The following is a 22230-nucleotide window of genomic DNA, read 5'->3' as shown; positions in this document are numbered from 1 at the left end:
AAAAAGTAGTAGTGGACTCCTCCCTAACCGACAACTAAATAATAATCATTCTCATTTGCATTGTAAAGCCTTTTCTACTCTTTTTTTAATTTATTTAATATAAAAAAACAAAACCCCAAAAGAATGACCTTTTGGGGTTTTAATCAAGGTCTGTTGATCTTTCAGGGTTAAATTTTATTCAATTCAAAACGGATTTAATCGCGATGTGAGCTTTGTCTAATAGTTATTCTATTAAAAAAGCGAACAGCAATAAGTAAATTTGTTTTAAATGAACCCAAAGGGCAGCATGTGTTTGAAATTCCTAACTTTGGATAGACAGGGCGTTATCGTCTGTTCGAGTAGCTAGCTACACGTCACAGACTCTGCCTTGTCTAAATACCAAACACCTTGCTGTAAAAATAATCTCGAAAGTTCAACAGACCCTAAGTCTTATTTTATGCAGCTAAAAGACTTACATAACTAACTTCTTTATCAGGCTTAGCTAATAAGCTGTTCTAACAAAATAAATAGCTATTAAAAGTTTTGGTAAGTAATACCAACATAAAGCGCACGACCTTGAGTAAAGTATGTGTTCGCTGTTTGGTATTCTTTATCAAGTAAGTTAGTTACTCGAGCATTTAAAACTAAGTTTTTAGACAACGGAGCATTCAAGCCTAAATTGATTAATTGGTATGCACCTAATTCAACATTATCTTGTAGATAAACACTATCTTCTCTACTGCCTACAAATTTATATTCGGCATACAAATCAGCAACGTTAATTGAAGTAGTAAACTTGTAGTTAAACTTCTCTTTTGCACGGCGTATTAACTGCTCATCAGTTTGTTGATCTTCAGCATCTGTATAAGATAAGTTCAGATCATGTGTTCCACCCGTAGCAACAAGATTAAAGTTTAACTCAGCACCTTTAATAATAACTTCATCAAAGTTACCTGCATTACCTTCAGCGTTTCTTCCAATTAATTCGTCAATTTTTGAATAATAAAAGTTAACGCGCGTATCAACTGCACCTAAACGAGTTTCAAGAAATAGCTCTGTTGTTTCTGAACGCTCAGAATTTAACGTTGGTGTACCAAATCCAGGGTAATATAGATCGTTAAATGAAGGAACTTTGAAACCTGTACCATGATTTAGCACAATTCTACTGTCATCACTAATGGTGTAACCTGTACCTAAGTTATAAGTAACTTCTGAATCTACACCTTGTACTTCGTCATTTCGTACAGAGCCTTCGAATGTCCATTTGTTACTTGTATATAAACCATGAGCAAACACACCAGTCACATTACGTTTTTCATCTTCAAATATTAATGTGCTTTTAGATATGTCATCTTGATAAAAATCCGCACCTACATTCATTTGGAAGTTTTCAGTAAATTGGCTATTATTGATAAGTGAAAATTGATCACGGCGTGTCTCAATAATCCCTTGTGAATCAAATCCACTTAAACTATCAACACTATCTCTACTTTGCCCTACACTAACTACTGTATAGTTTTTTACATCATTGATCTGGCTTGCATAGCTACCACGAACTAACCAAGCATGTCGGTCAATATCTGCGCCGTCGTAAAAGCCGTCAGAATCATTTTCACCTTGATCACTTGAAAGTAACCAATCTAAGCTAAAGTCTTCATTTATTTTTTGTTGACCACGAATCGCAATAGAAGTGAAATCATAACCATCATCATCTGCATCAGCTTCACTTGTTGTATCTCTTACATCAAAACCATCAGTACGTTCATTACTAACACTTACAGTTGTTTGTCCGTCGCCATGTTTTAAGCCAATACCCGCTTTAAACTTACGGTATGAATCACTACCAATACTTACGCCAGCAAAGTGTTCACCACCTTCTAATTGGCGAGTAAAGATTTGTATAACACCACCAATGGCATCAGCTCCCCATAAAGAAGCACGAGGTCCTTGAACAATTTCAATACGTTCAATCATTTCAGGTGAAATACTGTTAAAGCTTGTGCTACCTAGAGTTGCTGAACTTACACGAATACCATCAATTACAACAAGCGTATGATCAGAGTTGTTACCACGTAAGAAAATCGATGATGTTTGGCCTCTACCACCATTATTCGTAACATCTACACTCGGTAATGTTGATAATAAATCTAAAACTGAAATAGGATTAATTACATCAATATCCGCACGAGTAATAACAACTTGGCTTGTTAATGCATCGTCAATGTTTAACGCTGAGCGAGTCGCCGTAATTGTCATACGTTCAACTTTTTCTTCAGCGCTAGCATTGTTAGTTTCTTCTATCGCCATAGCAGGCATAGAGAAAACAGCTGACATCGCTAATAAAAGTGCTGATTTTTTAAAGTTATTTTTTGGGTTCATTTGATTCATATGTTTAGTATTCATGTTTGCCTCATTAATGATGCCCTCCGCATCATTTGATAGTCGTGTTTGCACGACTTTATTAAATAAATTTAAGCGGTCGGACTCATGCATTTTATTATGCATATACCGTTGCGGGGGCAGTGAGGAGTTTGCATCCTCTTTCCTTAAATTCATTATGTAATGACAACATATTAAGTCGCTTTATATGCAACTAAATTATTGTCGTGTCTAAGTTTTATCCGTACATTACTGAACAGGTTTTGTATCAACACCTTGTTCAATAATCTTTTGAATTTTGTTTAACGCTAAATGCTCTACACATACATCAGCTAAGCGCTCTAATTGCACTTCTCGATGTTGGTTTATATCAATAACGGGTTGCTCTAAGTTTTTAACACCTAACCAATCAAGTATTTGTTGAGTTGGCTCTGGGCAATCAAAAAAGCCATGTAAATAGGTCGCAATTATTTGCTTATCATCTGATATGCAACCATCGGCTTTTATTTGATTATTGTGATTAATATGCAATAAAGGTTGCTCTAAAGCCTTACCTGTAGAAACACCACAATGAATTTCATAACCTTTTAATTCACATGCTTGCCCATCTAAGTGCATTATCCCAGTAACTTGCGTCAAAGTCTTTTCTTGCGTCAATTCAGTTGTAAAGTCGAGTAAACCTAACCCCTCTATTTCATCAACCTTTGATTCAATATGCAGTGGATCGAATATCTTCTTACCTAGCATTTGATAACCACCACAAATACCCATTACTTTGCCGCCATAACGAAGATGTTGGTTTATCTCTTGTTGCCAGCCCTGCTCTTTTAAAAATTTAAGATCGGAGGTTACGTTTTTACTACCCGGAATAATAATTAAGTCTGCACCTTGAAGTGACTGACCTATTTTGATGTATTGCAGATCAATATTAGGTTGTAAGCGTAAAGGGTCAAAGTCAGTGTGGTTACTCATATGTGGCAATAGAGGAACGAGGATCTTCACCTTGGCTTGACTCACTTTATTGTCTAAAGCCACAGCATCTTCTGCGTCTAAAGCTAAATCGTGTAGATAAGGTAAAACACCTAAAACAGGTTTTCCTGTGCGTTCTTCTAGCCAAGTTAAGCCTGATTCAAGCAGTTTAATATCACCTCTAAAACGGTTGATGATAAAACCTTTAACGCGCGCTTGTTCCGACTCAGATAACAACGCTAAGGTTCCTACTAAATGCGCAAAAACACCGCCTTTATCAATATCAGCGACAATGAGTACAGGGCAATCTACCGCTTCGGCATACCCCATATTCGCTAAGTCATGGGCGCGTAAGTTAATTTCAGCTGGACTGCCTGCGCCTTCAACCACAAGGATCTCAAATTCATTGGCAAGGCGTTGATGAGACTCAAGCACTGCTTGCATCGCAACTTTTTTATAGTCGTGATATTTATCTGCTTCCATATTTGAAATCGCTTTACCATGCACAATAACTTGTGCGCCAGTATCACTATTAGGCTTTAATAAAATAGGATTAAAATCGATGCGTGCTTCTACTTTTGCCGCGATGGCTTGCAGAGCTTGTGCTCGACCAATTTCGCCACCGTCTTTAGTTACTGCGCTATTAAGCGCCATATTTTGCGGCTTAAATGGCGCAACTTTATGACCTTGATTAACCAAAGCTCTGCACAAACCCGCTACTAGCGTACTTTTACCAGCATCAGACGTTGTGCCTTGTATCATGATGGTTTTCATTAAATTTCACCTCGTGAAGGTTCTGTTTGCACAGAAGTAACAGATTTTAATGAAAGGGGTAAGCCTGCCATAACAAAATCAACTTTATCAGCCACTTCAGCTACAGCTTGATGTAACCAGCCTGATTGATCAACAAACTCACGCGATAAATTGCCCATAGGCACTATGCCGTGCCCTACTTCGTTACTGACTAAAATAATATGGATATTTGGGTGTTTTTGGCTATTGATAAGAGACGTTAAAAGTTGCTGTTTTTCTTGCTCGAAATAAGCTAAATCATGTTGGCACAAACAGTTAGTCAGCCATAACGTGAGGCAATCAATAAGAATGCAATGCCCAATATTTTGTGTGTTATCAGAAGAAGTATTTATAGCCTGATCAACAAGTGAATCTATGGTTTCAGCTAATAAAAGTGGCGACTCTAGCGTTTGCCATTGCTGCGGACGATCTTGTTGATGCAGTGCAATACGCGTTTGCATTTCTTTATCAAGAGCTTGAGCTGTAGCAATATAGGTAACAGGTAGGTTTGATTTTTTAGCACACTGTTCTGCAAGCGAGCTTTTGCCCGATCGTGCTCCGCCTAAAATTAAATGTACTTGTCCCATAATGAGTCCGCTTATATTAGTTAGCTGTGCTGTTAGTTAGGTATTAGTTAGGTATTAGTTAGCTTAAGTATGACTTAGCACTAGCATTATTTAGTTAGTGTAAGGACAGAGAGGCAATAGAACATTTCATCGATTAGAAAAACAGATGAATTAACATGTTCGAGTAGACCCGCTCGACCTAATAGCAAAATTAATCCATCGGATTTGAATCCAATATGAATCACTTGCTATTAATTTCATACATTTTCACCTGATATCCTGACTTACAGCATCTCAACATACACCTTCCCAAGTTAAACTCAGTGGTTTGTAAGTATGTCGCTCTGTTTACAGTTGCGGGTACAGTTGTGGATTTTCACCACATTCCCAGTTTTATTCCTCATTTTCATCTTATCGTTAATATGATTTTTTAACGTTTAAGCTGAACGAAATAAATATGAAAATATATGACTTATTTGGGGCGAGATTATCAACTGCTAGCAAAAAATAGCAAGGTTTATTTTGTACTAAGCCATTAAGATTGAGCATAAGCGAAGGGATGTTGTCTTAAGAGGATCTCTCTTAAATTAATCGAATAAATAACAACGCATAAAAAACGCTCAAACATCTAACCGATGCTGAGCGCTTTATTGTTATTTTCTACAATGATTAACTGAAAGTTAAAACATTTAAGTGAAGTAAAAAACCCCGCAGCAAGCTGTCTCGCTTAGGCTCGTCTTTCACTACGTGAAAGCGGGGTATTAATTAACCCTCTATCACCATAGTTGGAATTGATCATCTGTTATTGATTCTCGCTTAAGTTTTTTATAAGAATCATCTCCTTGATTCTTCACATAATCTTTTATTATTGACTCATTTCCATGCTTACCTACGCTGGTAATAAAGTATCCATCTGACCAAAACTCCCCTCCCCATAATTCCTTTTTAACAAATGGGCATTTCTTAAAAATCTCTCTTGCCGTAATACTTTTAACTATTTGCGCTATTTTTTTAGGGCTATACATCGGGACTGATTGAATCAAAAAATGAACATGATTTTTATCTGTTCCTATTTCTATGAACGCAATTTCATACCTTTTAGATATTTCTTCACAAACACCTTTCAGTACCTGATCAACTTCATCAGTAAATATCGCTTTGCGATATTTAGCTGGACAAACAAGATGATACATTAGAACTGAAACATTATGACTTTTATGGAGAAATATACTCATCCTAATACTTTAGCGCTTATCCCAAATCGCAGCAAGCTGCGGGGAATTAAACCCCAAAGAGATTAAAATCTGAAGTTTAAACGTGCGTAATAACTCATACCGTCAAAACCGTATGGTAAAGCTCTAACTGGATATTTAAATGCACCATTGGTTATAAAATCAAGCGCTTCGTCTTGACCTAATTCATCAGGCGTTTTATCAAAAAGGTTATTAATACCTGCAGAAATCGTAAAGGTTTCATTAATTTGATAATCAAGGTTCACATCAATTAACACAGCTGATTCAACTGTACTTGTTGGTTTAAACTCACCTGTCGGCGATAAAAAGCCAGGTAAGCCAATGTGATCGTTACCGAAGTAAGTGATTTCAGTTTCGCCAAAGTAGTTAGCTCTGATCACAGCAGACCATGCATCTTGTGCGTAATCGAATGTTAAGGTTGCACGTTCTTTTGGCTGCCCGTCAGTTAAAAAGCTACGTTGTAAATCATCTAACGCTACTGACTCTGGAACGCCTTCTGTCGTATTAACGCTGTCAATTTCTGTTTCGTTAATGTTACCCGCGAAAGTAATACCGAAATCACCAGAATACAATTCAGTATTGTAAGCAATAATGATATCTACACCTTCAGTAACCGAATTAACTGAGTTAGAAAAATAGTTAGCTTGTATAGCACCCGTTGCTTCTAATGCCGCTGATGCCTCTGCGTTAAATGCTACATCATCTGCATTAAGTAAGCTTCCTAAGGTAATTCTGTCGTCAATTTCTACACGGTAAGCATCAATGGTTACTGATATTTCATCAGATACTGTGATCACTGCACCTAAACTAAAGTTTTTCGACGTTTCTAAATCTAAACCATCAACACCTAATGCCGCAGGAAATGCAGAACCGGCTGTTGCTGTAAACGATGGTAATAAAACACCACCATCACCTAAGTTAGCCGTAAAAGCAGTGTAAGCACTTTGTTGAAGCGACGGCGCTCTAAACCCCGTAGAAACAGCACTACGAAGTGAAAAGTTTTCAGTAACGTTAAAACGTGTTGATACTTTACCAATTAACTTATCACCTGAATCAGAGAAGTCTTCATAACGAAGTGCTGCGCCAATATTCCAGTCTTCCATTAATTGCGCTTCAGCATCTACATAAAATGCATAGCTGTGTCTGCCTGCTTCACTCGCTGCATCAGGTCTTAAACCTGGGTAAGCTTGAAAACCACATTCAGCAAAAACTGAATCATCAATTACCGAAGGAAACGCTACGTCTTGATTAGCAATCCCACAAGCGTAAGAGGCTTCTTCACCAGGAACAATTGAGTAGTTTTCATCACGATACTCAGCACCAAAAGCAAGATAAAGAGGTTCATCCCAGCCTAAATCAATTAAGCCAGTAACATCAGCATTAACCGTTAATTGGTCGTATCTGAAACCACCTGAATAACCAGAAGTTGGCCCTGCGTTAGCTGCAATGTCAGTGTCTGTAGCATCTGGGTTTTCACTTAAGTATTCAGCTGCGTAAGAAGCATTAATAGTGTTTGCTGAATGGAAGTCATAATCATTTTGACCATAAGTTGCTGAAACATCGTAATCCCACTCATCATTTATTTCACCGCGAACACCTATGGCTGTTGAAAGATCTTCTGCTTCGTTGTCTATTCTAGGTAAGAAACCATCGGCATAAACTTGCGGTACGTTTTTAACTGCATCGCCAAAATCACGATAAAAACCGTTACCTAATGCCGTACGATTTGAAAAACCACCAAAAGCGTATAATTCCATATTACCTACTGGGATCATGGCATTATAAAAAACCGACGTAAATTCTGAAGCCGAGTTACCTTGGATCCAACGAACATCGTCAGACAATTCGCCAGCAAGCACTGTTGAACTTCCACCTGTATCTCGTTCAGCTCGGTTAGTACCGTCTGCGTCACGATATTCAGCTGAAAGGTTTATAAAACCACCTTCAGTGCCAATATCAAAACCTGTGTTTAAACCAAAAGATATTGTATCGCCATCGCCCTCACCTGTTGAGCCAGCTTGAACAAAACCTGTTGTTTCATTAGTTGAGTTTTTTAGTTCTAAGTTAATAACACCTGCAATAGCATCAGAACCATATTGAGCCGCAGCACCATCACGTAAAATTTGTACATTTTTAAGTGCAGTCATTGGAATAGAGTTCATATCTGTTCCCGCTGCGCCAGCACCAACAGTTCCGTTTAAGCCAAAAATAGCTTGGTTATGACGACGTTTACCATTAATTAACACTAAGGTTTGATCTGGTTGAAGACCGCGTAAAGTTGCAGGTCTAAATAAATCAGAACCATCTGAAACTTGTGTACGGCTAAAGTTAAACGATGGTGCACTGGCTTGTAAACTTTGACCTAACTCGCTAAAGCCACCTTTTGTTAGTGATTCAGCGGTAATAATATCAATAGGAGAAGTCGATTCTGTAGCCGTACGTGTTGATACTCTAGAACCTAAAATAGCGATTTTTTCTACATCTTCATTTGTTTTCACTTCTGCAGTTTCAGCAAGTGCAGGTAAACCAACAAATAAAGTACTTAATGCGATAGAAATGGCATGTAAATGGAATTGTTTTTTCATGTTGATACTCTTTAGTTTGAGTTTAATTTATTTTATTTTTTAATGTTTTTATTGCCTGTATTCTAACCACTGCACCTTAGTGATGCAAAAAATATGTCATGCCTGCTTATATAAAAAACGTCTAGCTAAGGTCAAATAATTTAACTATGTAATAAAAAATAAACGCATAAAAAGATCAAATAAATATTGATTTAAATCAATAAAGGTTTAAACTTTCAGAAATTACTGAAACTTCAGAAATAACAAATTATGATAATAACAGATAAAATAGAATCGTTTGTAATGCATTGCGGAGAAATGGGCAGTCGTTGGGGTTTTAACCGAACCGTTGGCCAAATGTATGGTTTGCTTGTGATAAGCAAAGAGCCATTAAGCGCAATACAAATTTCTGAAGCGTTAAATATTTCTCGTGGCAATGTCAGCATGGGTATTAAAGAACTGCAATCATGGCGACTTGTTCAAGTTCAACATAAGCCAAAAGATCGCAAAGAATATTACTCTCCTGCCGGTTCTATTTGGGAAATGGCGATTCGTGTATTTGAAGAGCGCCGCAAACGTGAAGTTGACCCAACCCTGTCTTTATTACGCGATAATTTATTGAACGAACCTGCTAATGAAGAAGAGCAATATGCTCAAGTAAAAATGCATGAAATACATGAATTGCTTGAAACCATTACCCATTGGGCAAGTGAACTTCAAAGTATGAGTCCTGACAAATTAAATACCTTGATGAAGCTTGGCGCTGGGGTAAGTAAAGTAATTGATATTAAAGACAAATTACTGAAGAACAATTAACGATACTTTATAAGCACAACCAATCAGCTCAACCTCACTTATCGCTATTGGCTACCAAGCCATAGCGATCTTTTTAAACATGTTTTAACAACAGCCCACAGCGTGCTGCATAGGGCTAATGGAGTAAAAAATGTTAGATACCTTGATTTTATCTCGCATTCAATTTGCGACTAATATCAGTTTTCATATTCTGTTTCCAGTTATCACTATCGCCTTAAGTTGGTTCTTACTTTTTTTCAAAGTACGATATGTCCAAACTAATGATCCGGTATGGATGCGAGCTTATCGTTTTTGGGTAAAAATATTTGCCTTAACTTTCGCTCTTGGCGTTGTAAGTGGCATTACCATGTCGTTCCAGTTTGGTACTAATTGGCCAAAATTTATGGAAACTGTCGGTAATATTGCAGGTCCATTATTAGGTTATGAAGTGCTAACAGCCTTCTTTTTAGAAGCTGGCTTTTTAGGCATTATGCTATTCGGTATTAATCGCGTATCGCCATTAGTGCATACCCTTTCAACCTTTATCGTTGCTTTTGGTACCACATTATCGGCTTTTTGGATCTTAGCGCTTAACTCTTGGATGCATACACCGCAAGGTTACGAAATGCGTGATGGTGTTGCTTTTCCTGTTGATTGGTTAGCGATAATTTTTAATCCATCATTTCCGTATCGCTTTACCCACATGCTTATTGCTTCGGGCTTAACCGCTGCTTTTTTAATTGCAGGTATTAGTGCCTATCGTTTATTAAAAGGTGACGACAAACGAGCACCTAAACTGACCTTAAAAATAGCTTTAACCGTGGCGGCTATTTTAGCGCCAACACAAGCATTAGTGGGTGACTTTCACGGCCTAAATACCCTAGAACATCAACCACAAAAAGTTGCGGCAATGGAAGGCATTTGGCATACAGAAAAAGGCGCACCTTTGTTACTTTTCGCCTTACCGGATGCTGCAGCAAAAACTAACCATTTTGAAATAGGCATTCCAAATATGGCGAGCCTTATTTTAACGCATGACTTAAATGGTGAGATAAAAGGTCTAAACGAATTTGAAGGTAATCACCCGCCTGTTATGCCTGTGTTTTTCGCTTTCAGGATTATGGTTGGTCTCGGCTTTCTGATGTTATTTGTAGCATGGACTGGACGTATTCAACTCTGGCGTAAGAAGGAGTTATCTCCTTGGGTATTAAAAACCTTACTGTTTATGACATTCTCAGGCTGGGTTGCGACATTAGCTGGCTGGTATGTAACAGAAATAGGACGCCAACCTTGGTTAGTTACCGGTGTATTAAGTGTTAAAGATGCAGCAACAGATATAGCGCCTTCAAATGTAGGTTTATCATTAATCTTATATTTAATCTTGTACACGGTGTTAATGATTGCTTACTTACATACCATTTTCACTATGGCAGGTAGAGCGGTTGAAATTGAAGAAATCAGCGATGATGAAATCACCAAACCCATTATCACATCAGCAATAGAAGGACTCAAATAATGTTTGAAGCTAACACACTAGCCGTAATATTTGTCGCTTTGATGGGACTTTCAATTCTTCTTTACGCCATTTTAGACGGCTACGATTTAGGCGTAGGTATTTTACTTCCTCTTAAACAAGAAGATAACAGCGATACCATGATCGCCTCTATCGGTCCTTTTTGGGATGCTAACGAAACTTGGTTAGTTTTGGCTATAGGCTTGCTACTAATCGCTTTTCCTGCTGCTCATAGTTATATATTTAAAGAGCTGTATTTACCGACTGCTGTTCTATTGATTAGTTTAGTGCTGCGAGGAGTCGCTTTCGATTTTAGAGCTAAAGCCGCATTCAGCCACAAACCTACATGGAACAAAGTGTTTAAAATGGGATCGTTACTCGCCTCTATGAGCCAAGGCTATATGCTCGGCATGTATGTAATGGGTTTTGAAAGCACATTTGCTGCCTACAGCTTTAGTTTACTCAGTGCTTTAGGTGTTGCCGCGGCTTACAGTTACATTGGTGCTTGTTGGTTAATAATGAAAACCGAAGGCGATTTACAAGTGCAAGCTGTTGCTTGGGCTAAAAAGTCGGGTTTAATTTGTTTCATTGGTATATTAGCTGTATCAGCTATCAATCCAATTATTAACCCTAATGTATTTGATCGTTGGTTTGAAACGCCTAACATGTTGCTACTTTTGCCTTTACCTTTAATCTGTTTTGGATTGTTTGTTTACAGCTTTTTTGTACTTAAAAAACTACCTGCTAAAAATGACAAAGGCTGCTGGATACCTTTCACCGCAGCATCAACAATATTTTTACTGTGTTTTATCGGTTTAGGTTTCAGCTTCTTTCCTTACATAGTGCCTAACAAATTGACGATTTGGGAAGCAGCTTCAGCACCAGAATCATTAAGCTTTATTTTATGGGGCGCTATTATTGTTGTTCCTGTGATCTTCAGCTACACCGCATTTTCATATCGCGTGTTTTGGGGCAAGGTACAAGAATTGAGATACCATTAAAAAATAAAATCAAATAACCCTATCTAGTTAAGGTTAAGTAAGGAGTAAGTCGTTTTTTAATGACTTACTCCTTTTTTTTCATCTTTAATTATCACAACTCCCCCCTTCTTTACAATCATTTCAGCACAAGGTTAATTTGAACAAATTATTGCATTCAATGTTATTTTTACGTAGGATAAATTAACTATAAAAACATATCATTATAACATAACTTACTTACCCCAAAATTTGAGAGATTGAGCATGATTAAATACATCAAAAAAGGAAAACAAGAAGAAGAAAAAAAGGATTTTTTACAATCAGTTAAAACAACTGTTGAAAATATTATTGAAGATATCGAAACAGATGGCGACAAAGCTGTAGCTAAATATTCAGAGACTTTTGATAAGTGGAAGCCTGAGTCATTTAGAATAACAAAAGAAGAAATAGCAGCTTGTTACGCTGAACTTGATGATAGTGTTATAGAAGATATTAAATGGGCACAAGAGCAAGTACGTAACTTTGCCCAAGTGCAACGTGATTCAATGAAAGACGTTGAAGTAGAAACAATACCAGGCGTTATTTTAGGTCATAAACATATTCCTATGGAAAGTGTAGGTTGTTATGTACCAGGTGGTAAATATCCTTTAGTTGCGTCAGCACACATGAGTGTTGTTACCGCAAAAGTTGCCGGTGTAAAACGCGTTATCGCTGCTGCTCCTCCATTTGACGGTAAGCCATCGCCAGCGATTGTTGTTGCTATGGATCTCGCTGGTGCTGACGAAATATATTGTTTTGGTGGCGTACAAGCTATCGCGGCAATGGCGATTGGTACAGAAACTATTGCCCCTGTAGATATGATTGTGGGTCCAGGTAACGCTTTTGTTGCTGAAGCTAAACGTCAACTATTTGGTCGTGTAGGTATCGATTTATTTGCAGGTCCAACTGAAACATTGGTTATTGCAGACGACAGTGTTGATGGTGAATTATGTGCGGCTGATTTATTAGGTCAAGCTGAACATGGTCCTACATCTCCTGCTATTTTATTAACCAATAGTGAAAAGCTAGCTCATGAAACGATTGCAGAAGTAGAACGACAGTTAACTATTTTACCAACAGCAGAAGTTGCTGGTGCCGCTTGGAAAGATCATGGCGAAGTTATCGTATGTGACACTTACGAAGAAATGATTAAGGTTGCTAACGACTTAGCTTTTGAACATGTTCAAATAATGACAAGCAATGTGCCTTATTTTAAAGAAAACATGCGTAACTTTGGTGCCCTATTTTTAGGACCAGAAACCAATGTATCTTATGGCGATAAATGTATTGGTACCAATCATACCTTACCTACACGCAAAGCAGCACGTTATACAGGTGGTTTATGGGTTGGTAAATTTATTAAAACTTGTACCTTCCAAAAAGTAACAGAAGAAGCATCTGTGGTTGTTGGTGAGTATTGTTCAAGACTTTGTGCGGTTGAAGGCTTTGCTGGTCATAAAGAACAAGCCGACATACGTTTAAGAAGATATAAAAAATAAACACGACTGCTTAAATTAGCACTTGCTTATAAGCATCTATAATATGTTCAACATTATGGATGCTTCCTTGCTGCATTCGTTGATAATGCCTTAACGTTTTACTTAAATATTTTTTAACGGTTTGAGCTTGTTGCTCTGTATTGTATTCCCATAGTTCTTTCCCTACAGCATCTACATTACGATAATCGGCTTTCTTTGTTGAAACATAAATCACTTCGTAAAAACGCTTATTTTCTTCAACTAGTACTTCCTTTTTCAAACCAAAATCTAACTCGATTAAACGTTGTCGTAATGCAAATTGATGATGTACAGGACACAATAAAAAGTCGATATCTACACTTTGATGCTGTGCGTAAATAGCATTAATAAACTCCATCATTAAGTCACCTCCCACGCCAGCAATAATAACCAAAGGTTTACCTTTATATTGCGCTAAAGGCAACGTGGCTACATCAATACAGTGGGTTTTCCATGAAGCTATTTCTTTTGAAGGAGGGTAAAACTGTTCAAGCTTATTTTCTAGTTGCGCCATCAGTTCAGGCACAATATCTACAAAGTGAATTTGGCTCTTATTATTACTCTCACTTGCATTGAAGCTATCAGCATTACACCGAGCTAAACGAGATAATAAAGCAGCGCCCAAAAAACCATGATCACAGCAACAGTCCCAAATATGATCATATTCAGCAGTTACCATTTGCTCTATTTGTTTTAGTCTTTTACTGAGTTTCAACGTTCGAATATCGATTTTATGAGCAGATAGTCGGCATTGTATAGTGAATCAAGTCATACCAACAAGTGCTTATTAATTGAATTCATCCCCTATTAAACAAGGGTTTTATTGACATTAACCAAGGCAATCTGTAAAAAGGTCTTCGGTCTCTGCATGCTTACTTTATGGGTAAATAACTTATAGAAAATAGCATCATGGAATCCAGTGCTGATAATCTTAATTGCTTATAAATCTGGAGCTGTCCTCGCAACTGTATGTATTGTGAATAAAACATTTCAATCACGAATATAAGCCAGATACATGACGCAGATACCCACTGTTTTGAGCGAGAATACTCAATTTAGCACAGCAATTTTCTAGCCTTTTTTTATAGCTAGCTCTATTTTTTTGAAATAGGGTTCAGTTCGTTATTACGATGCTAGGCTAGCACTCAAATATACACGCGCTGTTCTTTATTTAATTCTCTCACTTATTTTTAATTTATTTTGAGAATTTATGCGCTTCCTAATCTTATCTTTACTCTTTATTAGTTCCATCTGCTCTGCGGTAGAAGATGACTATTTACTTGTACTCGCTTCACAACGTAACTCAGAAACTATCGCTGAAGCTGCTCGTTTATTTTATATCGAGCATCCTCAACACAAGCAATTAATGATCAAAGCACGTAGCGATGTGCAATTATGGGAACTATCACCCGAAGAGCGCTCCGCATTAATAACTAACAGCCGAGCTATTTTAGGTTTTGGCTTATACGGCGCTAGCGTGCCTAATTTAAAGTCATTACTCAGCCAATTCAAAAAGCCTAAGTTAGTCATTAACAGTGATCATCGACTGGTTATTCTAAGCCAATTCAGCACTTATCCTATATTCACTCATTCAAAAGAAATGCGTGAAATAACCAAAAACCAGCCAGGCGATAACTTCTCAGAAGATCTTCAACAGCAAATTACCCAATATCCAAACAAAGCAATATGGCTACAAACCAGAGGTTACTGGAAAGCAGGCGGAGCCAACAACAGCGCTGAAATGTTCGCGTCAATTTTTAATGCCTTAGGTGAAAACATAAACTTTGAAGCACCAGTACCAACACCTGAATTGCGTTGGGTTATTAATAACAACTTTTATAATCAACTCACCAACACCGAACTATCAAAGCTTAATCAACAACCTATTGTTGCCATTATTGATCACGCAGGTGGTGCACGCCCTGCAGATACTAAGCTACTACGCGAAATTTGTGATATCGCTACCAATCAATACAATAATCAATGTTTAGGTGCTATCGCCGCTTGGGGTAAAGCTGGTGTAGATGCAGTTAGACAACTGGTACCGATTAAAGAACGATTAAGCGCAGTGATCATGCTGCAAGATTTTGTTATTGGTGGTGGCGATGGTCGCTCAGAAGTTACAGAATTACTCACGCAACTTAATGTTCCTGTGATCAAAGCAATCAAACTACGCGACCGAACCGCTATTGAACGCCAGCTTTCATCAGACGGTTTAGCACAAGACAAAGTTTATTACCAAGTCGCAATGCCTGAACTACAAGGCGCTAGCCAACCTTTAGTAATAGCAACCGCAGGTGCTGCAAACGACGATCCGCTAACAGGTATTCGTGTACAAGGTGTTACCGCTGAAACAAGCTCGATTCATTCGTTATTAACGCGTACACAACGTTGGAACCAACTACAAACGAAAGATAATGCTGATAAAAAAGTCGCAATTATTTATTACAACCACCCTCCAGGGCGCCACAACATAGGTGCTGATAACTTAGACGTACCAGCATCGTTATGGCAAATATTAAATCAACTAAAAGCTGCAGGTTATAACACAGGTCAGTTACCAAAATCACAAGAAGAACTACTCGATATGATGCAAGCTCGCGGTGTTAATTTACCACGCGACTCTGGCGCTCTAGCAACCATGAGCCAACATATTGAACGCATGACAAGTGCAGAATATAGCAGATGGTTTAAAACCTTACCTGCTAGTGTTCAGCGCGAAATGGAACAAGGCCCATTTGGTTTATTACACGAGCAACTGACCGCAGCCATCAGCCAAAATAAAGGTAAGCTAGCCTCCGATGCGCTGCATCATACCGTGGAAGAAATGCATCATTTACTCGAAGGTGTTGATCACAAAGGTCGCACTCGTGCACTCGCTTTATTAGATCAGCTAGAAACTTGTTACTTAAACGTGATCAAAACACCAGAGCAACAAACCTGCATGGGTGAAGCACCGAATATTATTGATGCACTACAAAAAACAGGCATTGAAGGTTTAGGTGGTTGGGGTAAAGCCCCTGGTAAAGTCATGACCTTTAATGACGAGCTACTTTTACCCGGTTTAACCTTCGGCAATATATTTATTGGTCCACAACCACCAAGAGGTTGGGAGATTAACGAAGAGCTTTTACACGCGAATTTGGCTTTTCCACCACCACATCAATATTTAGCTTTTTATCATTTTTTACGTAATAAATTTAAGGCAGATGCTTTTGTACATTTAGGTCGTCATTCAACCTACGAATTTTTACCTCGTCGTTCAGTAGGTTTAGCACCAGACGATTACTCACGCATTATTGCAGGCGATGTACCGGGCGTTTATCCTTATATTGTTGATGGTGTAGGTGAGGGTATTCAAGCCAAGCGTCGTGGTTTAGCTGTGATGGTAGATCACCTAACACCACCTCTTGCTAGCACGCCACTTTACGACGAGTTGCTACAGCTTCGTCAACTGATAGAAAGCTTTGAAGCCAGCCACGGTACTGATAACGAAGTAATTGCTACACGCCTCGTTAAACAAATACGTGAGAAAGTCGACAAACTCGAACTTAAAGAAGAACTTGCACAAGCCATGTCGGCAGAACTTGCTGTTATGGGCATCAGTTTTGAAGAAGTCGACGACGATATGATGGTGCATGAAGTCGGTCATTACCTTACCGACTTACAAGAACGCTTCATGCCATTAGGTTTACATATTTTTGGTAAAGACTGGCAAGAAAATGCAGTAGAAATGATGCTTAATTCAATGCTTAGCCGAACAGACAGCCAAGACAGCGTTTTGAAAAAAGATATAACCGCTAGATTAGTCGCTTCACCAAAAGCTGAAATGACCGCCCTACTTAATGGTTTAAATGGAGGATTTATTACGCCGGGTCAAGGTAACGATCCCATAAGAAGCCCTGCAAGTTTGCCTACAGGTCGTAACTTCTATGCCCTTGATAGCTCATTAATCCCAAGTCGTGTTGCATGGCAGCTTGGTCAAGAAATGGCAAAATCTGCAAGAAAAAACAACGAAAAATCAGCTGATAAACGCGAAGCCTTAATTCTTTGGGCATCAGACGTAGTACGTGATGAAGGCGTAATGATCGCCTTTGGTTTAGACATGTTAGGACTTGAACCTGTATGGAATAGTCGAGGTTTAGTTAAAGGTTTAAAACGCCAAGCTAACTTTCCAAACAATAATCTAACCGAAGATGGCGAGAAAAATCGAGTACGTCGCGATATGGTATTTACCACTTCAGGCTTATTCCGCGACTTATACGGGCAGCAAATGTTGATGTTAGACAAAGCGACATTAATGGCAATAGATGCCAGTGCTGACACCATCAGAACCGATTACCCTGCACTCAGTTTATCATTAGCAAACGCATTAGAAGTTTTGGGTAAAGAAGCGATAGGCGGTAACGAATCACTTAAAATAAACCAAGTTGCAGCTAACTGGGTGATTCAAGCTAAAGAGTTACTTGCCGCAGGTTTTAATGCTAAAGATGCAGGGATTAGTGCAAGTTTACGTGTATTTGGCGATGCTCCTGGTAGTTACGGTGCAGGTATCAACCGTTTAGTTGAACGCTCGGGAGCATGGGAAAAACGAGAAGAACTCGCTAAAGTTTATACCCGACGTTTAGGCCATAGTTATGGATTGTCATCGTTTGGTACGCCAGCACAAAACACTTTCAAGCGAGTGTTAAGTGATGTTGAAAATACTTACTTTGGTCGTTCAAGTAACCTTTATGGCTTAATCGATAACAACGATGCTTTTGATTATCTTGGCGGCTTGAGCTTAGCGGTAGAAACCTTAACAGGAGAACCACCTAAAAATTATATAATTGATCATGCCGATCCAGACAACGTAAAAACAAAACGTTTAGGGCCAGCACTTCGACAAGAACTTCGCGGTCGCTTCTTAAATCCTGCTTGGCTAAAAGCGCAAATGAAGCATGACTATGCAGGTGCTCGTACTATGGGTAGTGAGTTTCTTGAATATTTATGGGGCTGGCAAGTCACCAATCCTACTTTAGTAGGTGATTGGGCTTGGGAAGAAGTTAAAGCCGTTTACATAGACGATCGTTACGATCTTCAGCTCGATGAGTTTTTAGAAAAAGGTCATAACGCGCATGTTAAAAGTAACATGCTCGCCATTATGTTAGTGGCAGTTCAAAAAGATTTTTGGGATGCAGATAAAGCCACTATCGAGCAACTCGCTGCTAGCTTTGCACGCTTAGTTAAAGCTAATGGTTTACCCGGAAGTGGACATTCAGATCCTGACAATCCTATGTTGCCATGGTTAGAGCAACATTTATCTCCAGAACAATGGCAAGATCTCGCGCAAGTTATCGCTTTAGCCAAAGGTAACGATACACAAGTTGAACCTGAAGAAGTACATCGTGTTGCCGAGCTTAAATTCAAGGCCGAAGAGCTAGCGCCAGAAAGCCCTGATAATGCTGGCAGCGCTAACGCTGAAGAAAAAAAAACATCTGAAAACGAATCAGAAACAAACAACTCAACATGGCAATGGTGGCTAGCCCTAGTGCTTATTGCCTTTATACTTATCAGTTTTTATCGCGGAATAACAAAAGCCAAAAGCCTAAAAAATAGATCTTCAACGGGAGAGCAATAACATGCACACGGAATACGGAATGATATTAGGCTTATTGCATCAATTTGTGGGTTGGTTACTTTATCCTGTTATTTTGGTTTTAGCTTTAGCAGTAATAGGTGTTTTATGGGAGCTAGGTTTAGCTTTTGCTGAACGTTATTATATTTTAAAAGCTTTTATCCAAGCCGCTCACTCGACGGCAACTTCAACTAAAACATTGAAAATAAGCCATACTGAAATTGAACAAGAGTTTCAATCTCATGCAACCAAACGCTTAGAGCGTATCGACTTGTTCGCACGTTCTGGTCCAATATTAGGTTTAATGGGCACCTTGATCCCTTTAGGTCCTGGATTAACAGCCTTAGGTTCAGGCAATATCGATATTTTAGCAACTGCCCTCACCGTCGCGTTCGATACAACTGTTGTCGGGTTATTAGTTGGTTTAGTCGCCTATACCATAGGTCGAATTCGTCGACGTTGGTATGATCAAACATGGCAAAAAATCACTTCGGTTTCTTCTGCAAATAATCTAGCTGAAGCGTCAACTCAAGAGTAAATTTAGGAGAATAATATGTCTAATAAATCTTCGTGGCAGTCTTCTCAATTTGCTGAACAAGACACCGACCCACTCGCAGGCTTTGCTAATATAATGGATGTAATGTTAGTTTTTGCACTTGGCTTAATGCTAGCTTTAGTGGCGCAAAGTAAAGAACTACAAGAAAAATTCTCTATAGAATCTAATAAAACAGAAACAATTGAAATAACAGAAGTAACTACAGGAACTGAACTCGTTGATGCGCCAGAATCAATGTCAAACCCAGTGAATGCAAAAGCCAACGGTATGGAATCATTAGGACAAGTTTATAAAGATCCTAAAACAGGGAAGCTTATTTTAATTAGTGGTGGCTAACGAATGTGAAATCATAAAACTTATTTTAATGAGCTAAAATAAGTTTTATTCGTAATCAGATCTTTTTATAAGAAAATTTTCAGGCCAAACTTCTCTTACCTGACTTTCCCATGCTCTATCTATTTTGCCATTAGGCAACATTCTTAACCAATACTTTACCCATTTACGCACTATTTTTCCTGTTTTACTTAAGGTAAGTGGCGCAAATACGCATTTATAACTATGACCTTGATGTTCAACTATTTGATGATTTTTAGCTCTTCGGTGTAAAGCCATTAATTTTACACTAACAGTTTCAACTTCAGATAAAGGTAAGAGTTCAGCTTTTTTCAAATGCTTTAATATTTTAGCTTTTTTAACTGCTACAAGATTATAAGCATCAATATGAGGAGTGTAGAGCAAGCCCGTTAATCCATAAATAGATTTAAGTTCGCGGTCAGCAAGATCTTTAAGAGGCTTTAGTTCTTCATTAATATTATCTAAATCGTTCATTGAAAACATAAATTAGTACAAACCTTAAAAGGGTTAAGAAGAGTGACTCTACAGAGCTCAATATGAAATATTTATTCAAAGAAGATAAGTGCTTTATTTAAAAAAGCGAACACATTAAACATGAATAACGTTAGTGACCATACTAACATTCATCAAGCCTAATTAGTGCTGTATTTTTGTAGGATATTTTAGCGAGAGTGTTCAATTCGAGATGAAGATTTTGGTAGATTAATGCTGTAAATCGTACTATCGGATTTTAGCTGGTCTTTATATTTAGCAGCTATAGCACTTGAATGGGTATTCTCAGTATTAAGTGTGATCCTCTCTCTCGAATTTAATTTAAATATTTAACTTGTCGCTAACCAAGATAAAAATTGTTTAAAGTCTGATGAACTTGAAAAAGTAACATAACTTAATCCATGGCCATCTTTTATCGCTACGCGATTTTGATTAACAGAAATTGAATGCACTGGTTGCATCACACGGATCTGTTGTCCGTTATAATTGTAAGACATATAAAACTCTAATATATAATACCAATCACAATAATTAATTGATCATTTATACTTGTTTAAATGACCAACTACATCGTTATTTATTTAATAATTAGAACAACTAGTTATTAAAATAAATGTCTTGTATTTGAGCATTTAATCGTCGCATAAAACAGCTTAATTTATTAATGCGTTTGGTATAAGTGTTGTTATTGGGGAGTTGATCACGCAATAAGAACAAAGTGTTATTATTGTTTTTGCTCAAATATAAAGATTTTACGCTGAAATATTTCTATGGAGACTAAACAATAATGGAATAAAAAATCTAATGAGAACTGACATGTTTAAGGAAGGCAGAGCAAGAAGAAATTCATAAAAGGTTCAATGTTAACGGCTAAAAATCATATGTGTTAACTCGAATTGAGATGGAGTCTATAGGATGTTCAAATAGTAAACAAGGTTTATTTGAGTTTAATTTTTTGTGATTTTAGCTGTAATAACGATACTTAGAATAATAAACACCGCACCTAACCAAGCATAAATATCAGGAATATGATGCCAAATATACCATCCCCATAATGCATTAAACGCAATGCCAATATAGCTTACAGGCGCAATAACGCTTGCTGGTGCATAAGTGTAAGCCAGAGTATATAAATACATACCAAAGTAGAGTGAAATAGACACTACCAACACCCAAAGCCACGACGCTTGATTAACAACAATCGCATCACCTTTAGCTAAAACCAGACCTAATGAAAATACGCTGGAAAAAAAGAAGTAAACAAAAAGCGCTTCTTTTGCTGATACGTGATGACTCAACATACGCGTACTTACCATAGATATAGCTAAGCCAATTGCTGATGTAAAGCCAACCAGATGCCATATATTTATGTTGGTTGGGCTTGGGCGCATAATAATTAAGACACCCAAAAAACCTATAAATAAAGGTAACCAACGCCGATGAGCAATCCCTTTTTTGTGTAAGGCAAGCACCACAAAAGGAACACATAACGGCGCGCAAGTTCTTAAAATAGAAGCCTCAACAAGCGGAATATGATTCAAAGCAGTGTAATAACATAGTAAAGCTAAAAAGCCGCCAAAGCTTCGTAAAACAAGCAGACCCCAAACTTTACTGGGGCGATAAATCTTACTCTTAATCACTTGAGGTAATAACAAAAAGGTACATATAAGACTTTGCCAGAATAACAAGGTAGAAATAGAAATACTCAGTTGCACCTGCTTTGCTGCAACTGTTGCGATAGACATAATAAAAGCACAAGCAAGTGTTAATAACACAGCTTTTTTTATGTCTGTTTTCATGATTGCACTCATTAAATCAACCTATTTACTTGCATCAAGCCTAGTGTTTCATCAGCCTAAGCTTAC

Annotated in this window: 16 protein-coding genes and 3 riboswitches; of the genes, 7 read left to right on the top strand and 9 right to left on the bottom strand. The window is 37.9% G+C overall.

The features are described from left to right. Nucleotides 1–513: 513 nt before the first annotated feature. From ACPUVN_RS19505 to ACPUVN_RS19485, 5 genes are all read right to left on the bottom strand, one after another. A complete protein-coding gene (locus tag ACPUVN_RS19505) occupies nucleotides 514–2382 on the bottom strand; it encodes a TonB-dependent receptor domain-containing protein (RefSeq protein ID WP_426369694.1) in 1869 nt (622 codons plus the stop codon). Between the two features lie 62 nt (nucleotides 2383–2444). Further along, nucleotides 2445–2542: riboswitch (adenosylcobalamin-variant (AdoCbl-variant) riboswitch) on the bottom strand. Between the two features lie 65 nt (nucleotides 2543–2607). Next, nucleotides 2608–4101 carry a cobyric acid synthase gene (locus ACPUVN_RS19500; RefSeq protein WP_426358634.1) on the bottom strand — a complete coding sequence of 498 codons (1494 nt, stop codon included), beginning with the start codon at nucleotides 4099–4101 and terminating at the stop codon, nucleotides 2608–2610. After that, entirely contained in the window at nucleotides 4101–4706 is a 606-nt protein-coding gene (cobU, locus tag ACPUVN_RS19495) for a bifunctional adenosylcobinamide kinase/adenosylcobinamide-phosphate guanylyltransferase (protein WP_426358635.1), read from the bottom strand. The genes ACPUVN_RS19500 and cobU overlap by 1 nt, the downstream gene beginning before the upstream one ends. A gap of 233 nt (nucleotides 4707–4939) precedes the next feature. Then, a riboswitch (cobalamin riboswitch) is annotated at nucleotides 4940–5119 on the bottom strand. Nucleotides 5120–5461: 342 nt separating this feature from the next. After that, nucleotides 5462–5920: an IS200/IS605 family transposase gene (gene tnpA / locus ACPUVN_RS19490; protein ID WP_426357663.1), complete on the bottom strand. Its 459-nt coding sequence runs from the start codon at nucleotides 5918–5920 to the stop codon at nucleotides 5462–5464. Nucleotides 5921–5982: 62 nt separating this feature from the next. After that, nucleotides 5983–8523, bottom strand: a complete 2541-nt coding sequence (locus ACPUVN_RS19485) for a TonB-dependent receptor plug domain-containing protein (protein ID WP_426369693.1) — start codon at nucleotides 8521–8523, stop codon at nucleotides 5983–5985. A gap of 249 nt (nucleotides 8524–8772) precedes the next feature. On the opposite strand from ACPUVN_RS19485, the gene ACPUVN_RS19480 reads away from it, so the two are divergent. The 4 genes from ACPUVN_RS19480 to hisD all read left to right on the top strand — a co-directional run bounded on the left by ACPUVN_RS19480 (nucleotide 8773) and on the right by hisD (nucleotide 13328). Next, a complete protein-coding gene (locus tag ACPUVN_RS19480) occupies nucleotides 8773–9318 on the top strand; it encodes a GbsR/MarR family transcriptional regulator (protein ID WP_426358637.1) in 546 nt (181 codons plus the stop codon). Nucleotides 9319–9448: 130 nt separating this feature from the next. After that, on the top strand, nucleotides 9449–10813 hold the full coding sequence (locus tag ACPUVN_RS19475; protein WP_426358638.1) for a cytochrome ubiquinol oxidase subunit I: 1365 nt from the start codon (nucleotides 9449–9451) through the stop codon (nucleotides 10811–10813). Next, nucleotides 10813–11811: a cytochrome d ubiquinol oxidase subunit II gene (gene cydB, locus ACPUVN_RS19470; RefSeq protein WP_426358639.1), complete on the top strand. Its 999-nt coding sequence runs from the start codon at nucleotides 10813–10815 to the stop codon at nucleotides 11809–11811. The genes ACPUVN_RS19475 and cydB overlap by 1 nt, the downstream gene beginning before the upstream one ends. A 242-nt stretch (nucleotides 11812–12053) precedes the next feature. Then, entirely contained in the window at nucleotides 12054–13328 is a 1275-nt protein-coding gene (hisD, locus tag ACPUVN_RS19465; RefSeq protein ID WP_426369692.1) for a histidinol dehydrogenase, read from the top strand. Nucleotides 13329–13338: 10 nt separating this feature from the next. Here hisD and ACPUVN_RS19460 read toward each other — a convergent pair whose 3' ends face one another. Next, a complete protein-coding gene (locus ACPUVN_RS19460; protein ID WP_426369691.1) occupies nucleotides 13339–14061 on the bottom strand; it encodes a tRNA (adenine(22)-N(1))-methyltransferase in 723 nt (240 codons plus the stop codon). Nucleotides 14062–14196: 135 nt separating this feature from the next. Then, nucleotides 14197–14383, top strand: a riboswitch (cobalamin riboswitch). Nucleotides 14384–14556: 173 nt separating this feature from the next. Here ACPUVN_RS19460 and ACPUVN_RS19455 point away from each other — a divergent pair. From ACPUVN_RS19455 to ACPUVN_RS19445, 3 genes are read left to right on the top strand one after another with little or no spacing between them, the layout of a single operon-like run. Then, complete coding sequence (locus tag ACPUVN_RS19455) at nucleotides 14557–18966, top strand: cobaltochelatase subunit CobN (protein ID WP_426369690.1); 4410 nt, start codon at nucleotides 14557–14559, stop codon at nucleotides 18964–18966. 1 nt (nucleotide 18967) lies between these two features. Next, a complete protein-coding gene (locus ACPUVN_RS19450; RefSeq protein WP_426369689.1) occupies nucleotides 18968–19501 on the top strand; it encodes a MotA/TolQ/ExbB proton channel family protein in 534 nt (177 codons plus the stop codon). A 15-nt stretch (nucleotides 19502–19516) separates the two neighbouring features. Next, nucleotides 19517–19855, top strand: coding sequence for a DUF2149 domain-containing protein (locus tag ACPUVN_RS19445; protein ID WP_426358644.1), 339 nt, complete (start codon nucleotides 19517–19519; stop codon nucleotides 19853–19855). Nucleotides 19856–19900: 45 nt separating this feature from the next. Here ACPUVN_RS19445 and ACPUVN_RS19440 read toward each other — a convergent pair whose 3' ends face one another. The 3 genes from ACPUVN_RS19440 to ACPUVN_RS19430 all read right to left on the bottom strand — a co-directional run bounded on the left by ACPUVN_RS19440 (nucleotide 19901) and on the right by ACPUVN_RS19430 (nucleotide 22164). Further along, on the bottom strand, nucleotides 19901–20356 hold the full coding sequence (locus ACPUVN_RS19440; protein WP_426358645.1) for a hypothetical protein: 456 nt from the start codon (nucleotides 20354–20356) through the stop codon (nucleotides 19901–19903). A gap of 338 nt (nucleotides 20357–20694) precedes the next feature. Further along, nucleotides 20695–20862 carry a hypothetical protein gene (locus tag ACPUVN_RS19435; protein WP_426358646.1) on the bottom strand — a complete coding sequence of 56 codons (168 nt, stop codon included), beginning with the start codon at nucleotides 20860–20862 and terminating at the stop codon, nucleotides 20695–20697. Between the two features lie 450 nt (nucleotides 20863–21312). Continuing rightward, entirely contained in the window at nucleotides 21313–22164 is an 852-nt protein-coding gene (locus ACPUVN_RS19430) for a DMT family transporter (protein WP_426358647.1), read from the bottom strand. Between the last annotated feature and the right edge of the window lie 66 nt (nucleotides 22165–22230).

The sequence above is a fragment of the Pseudocolwellia antarctica genome (assembly GCF_049933045.1).
GTDB lineage: Bacteria > Pseudomonadota > Gammaproteobacteria > Enterobacterales > Alteromonadaceae > Pseudocolwellia.
This window is presented reverse-complemented; position numbering and strand designations above follow the sequence as displayed.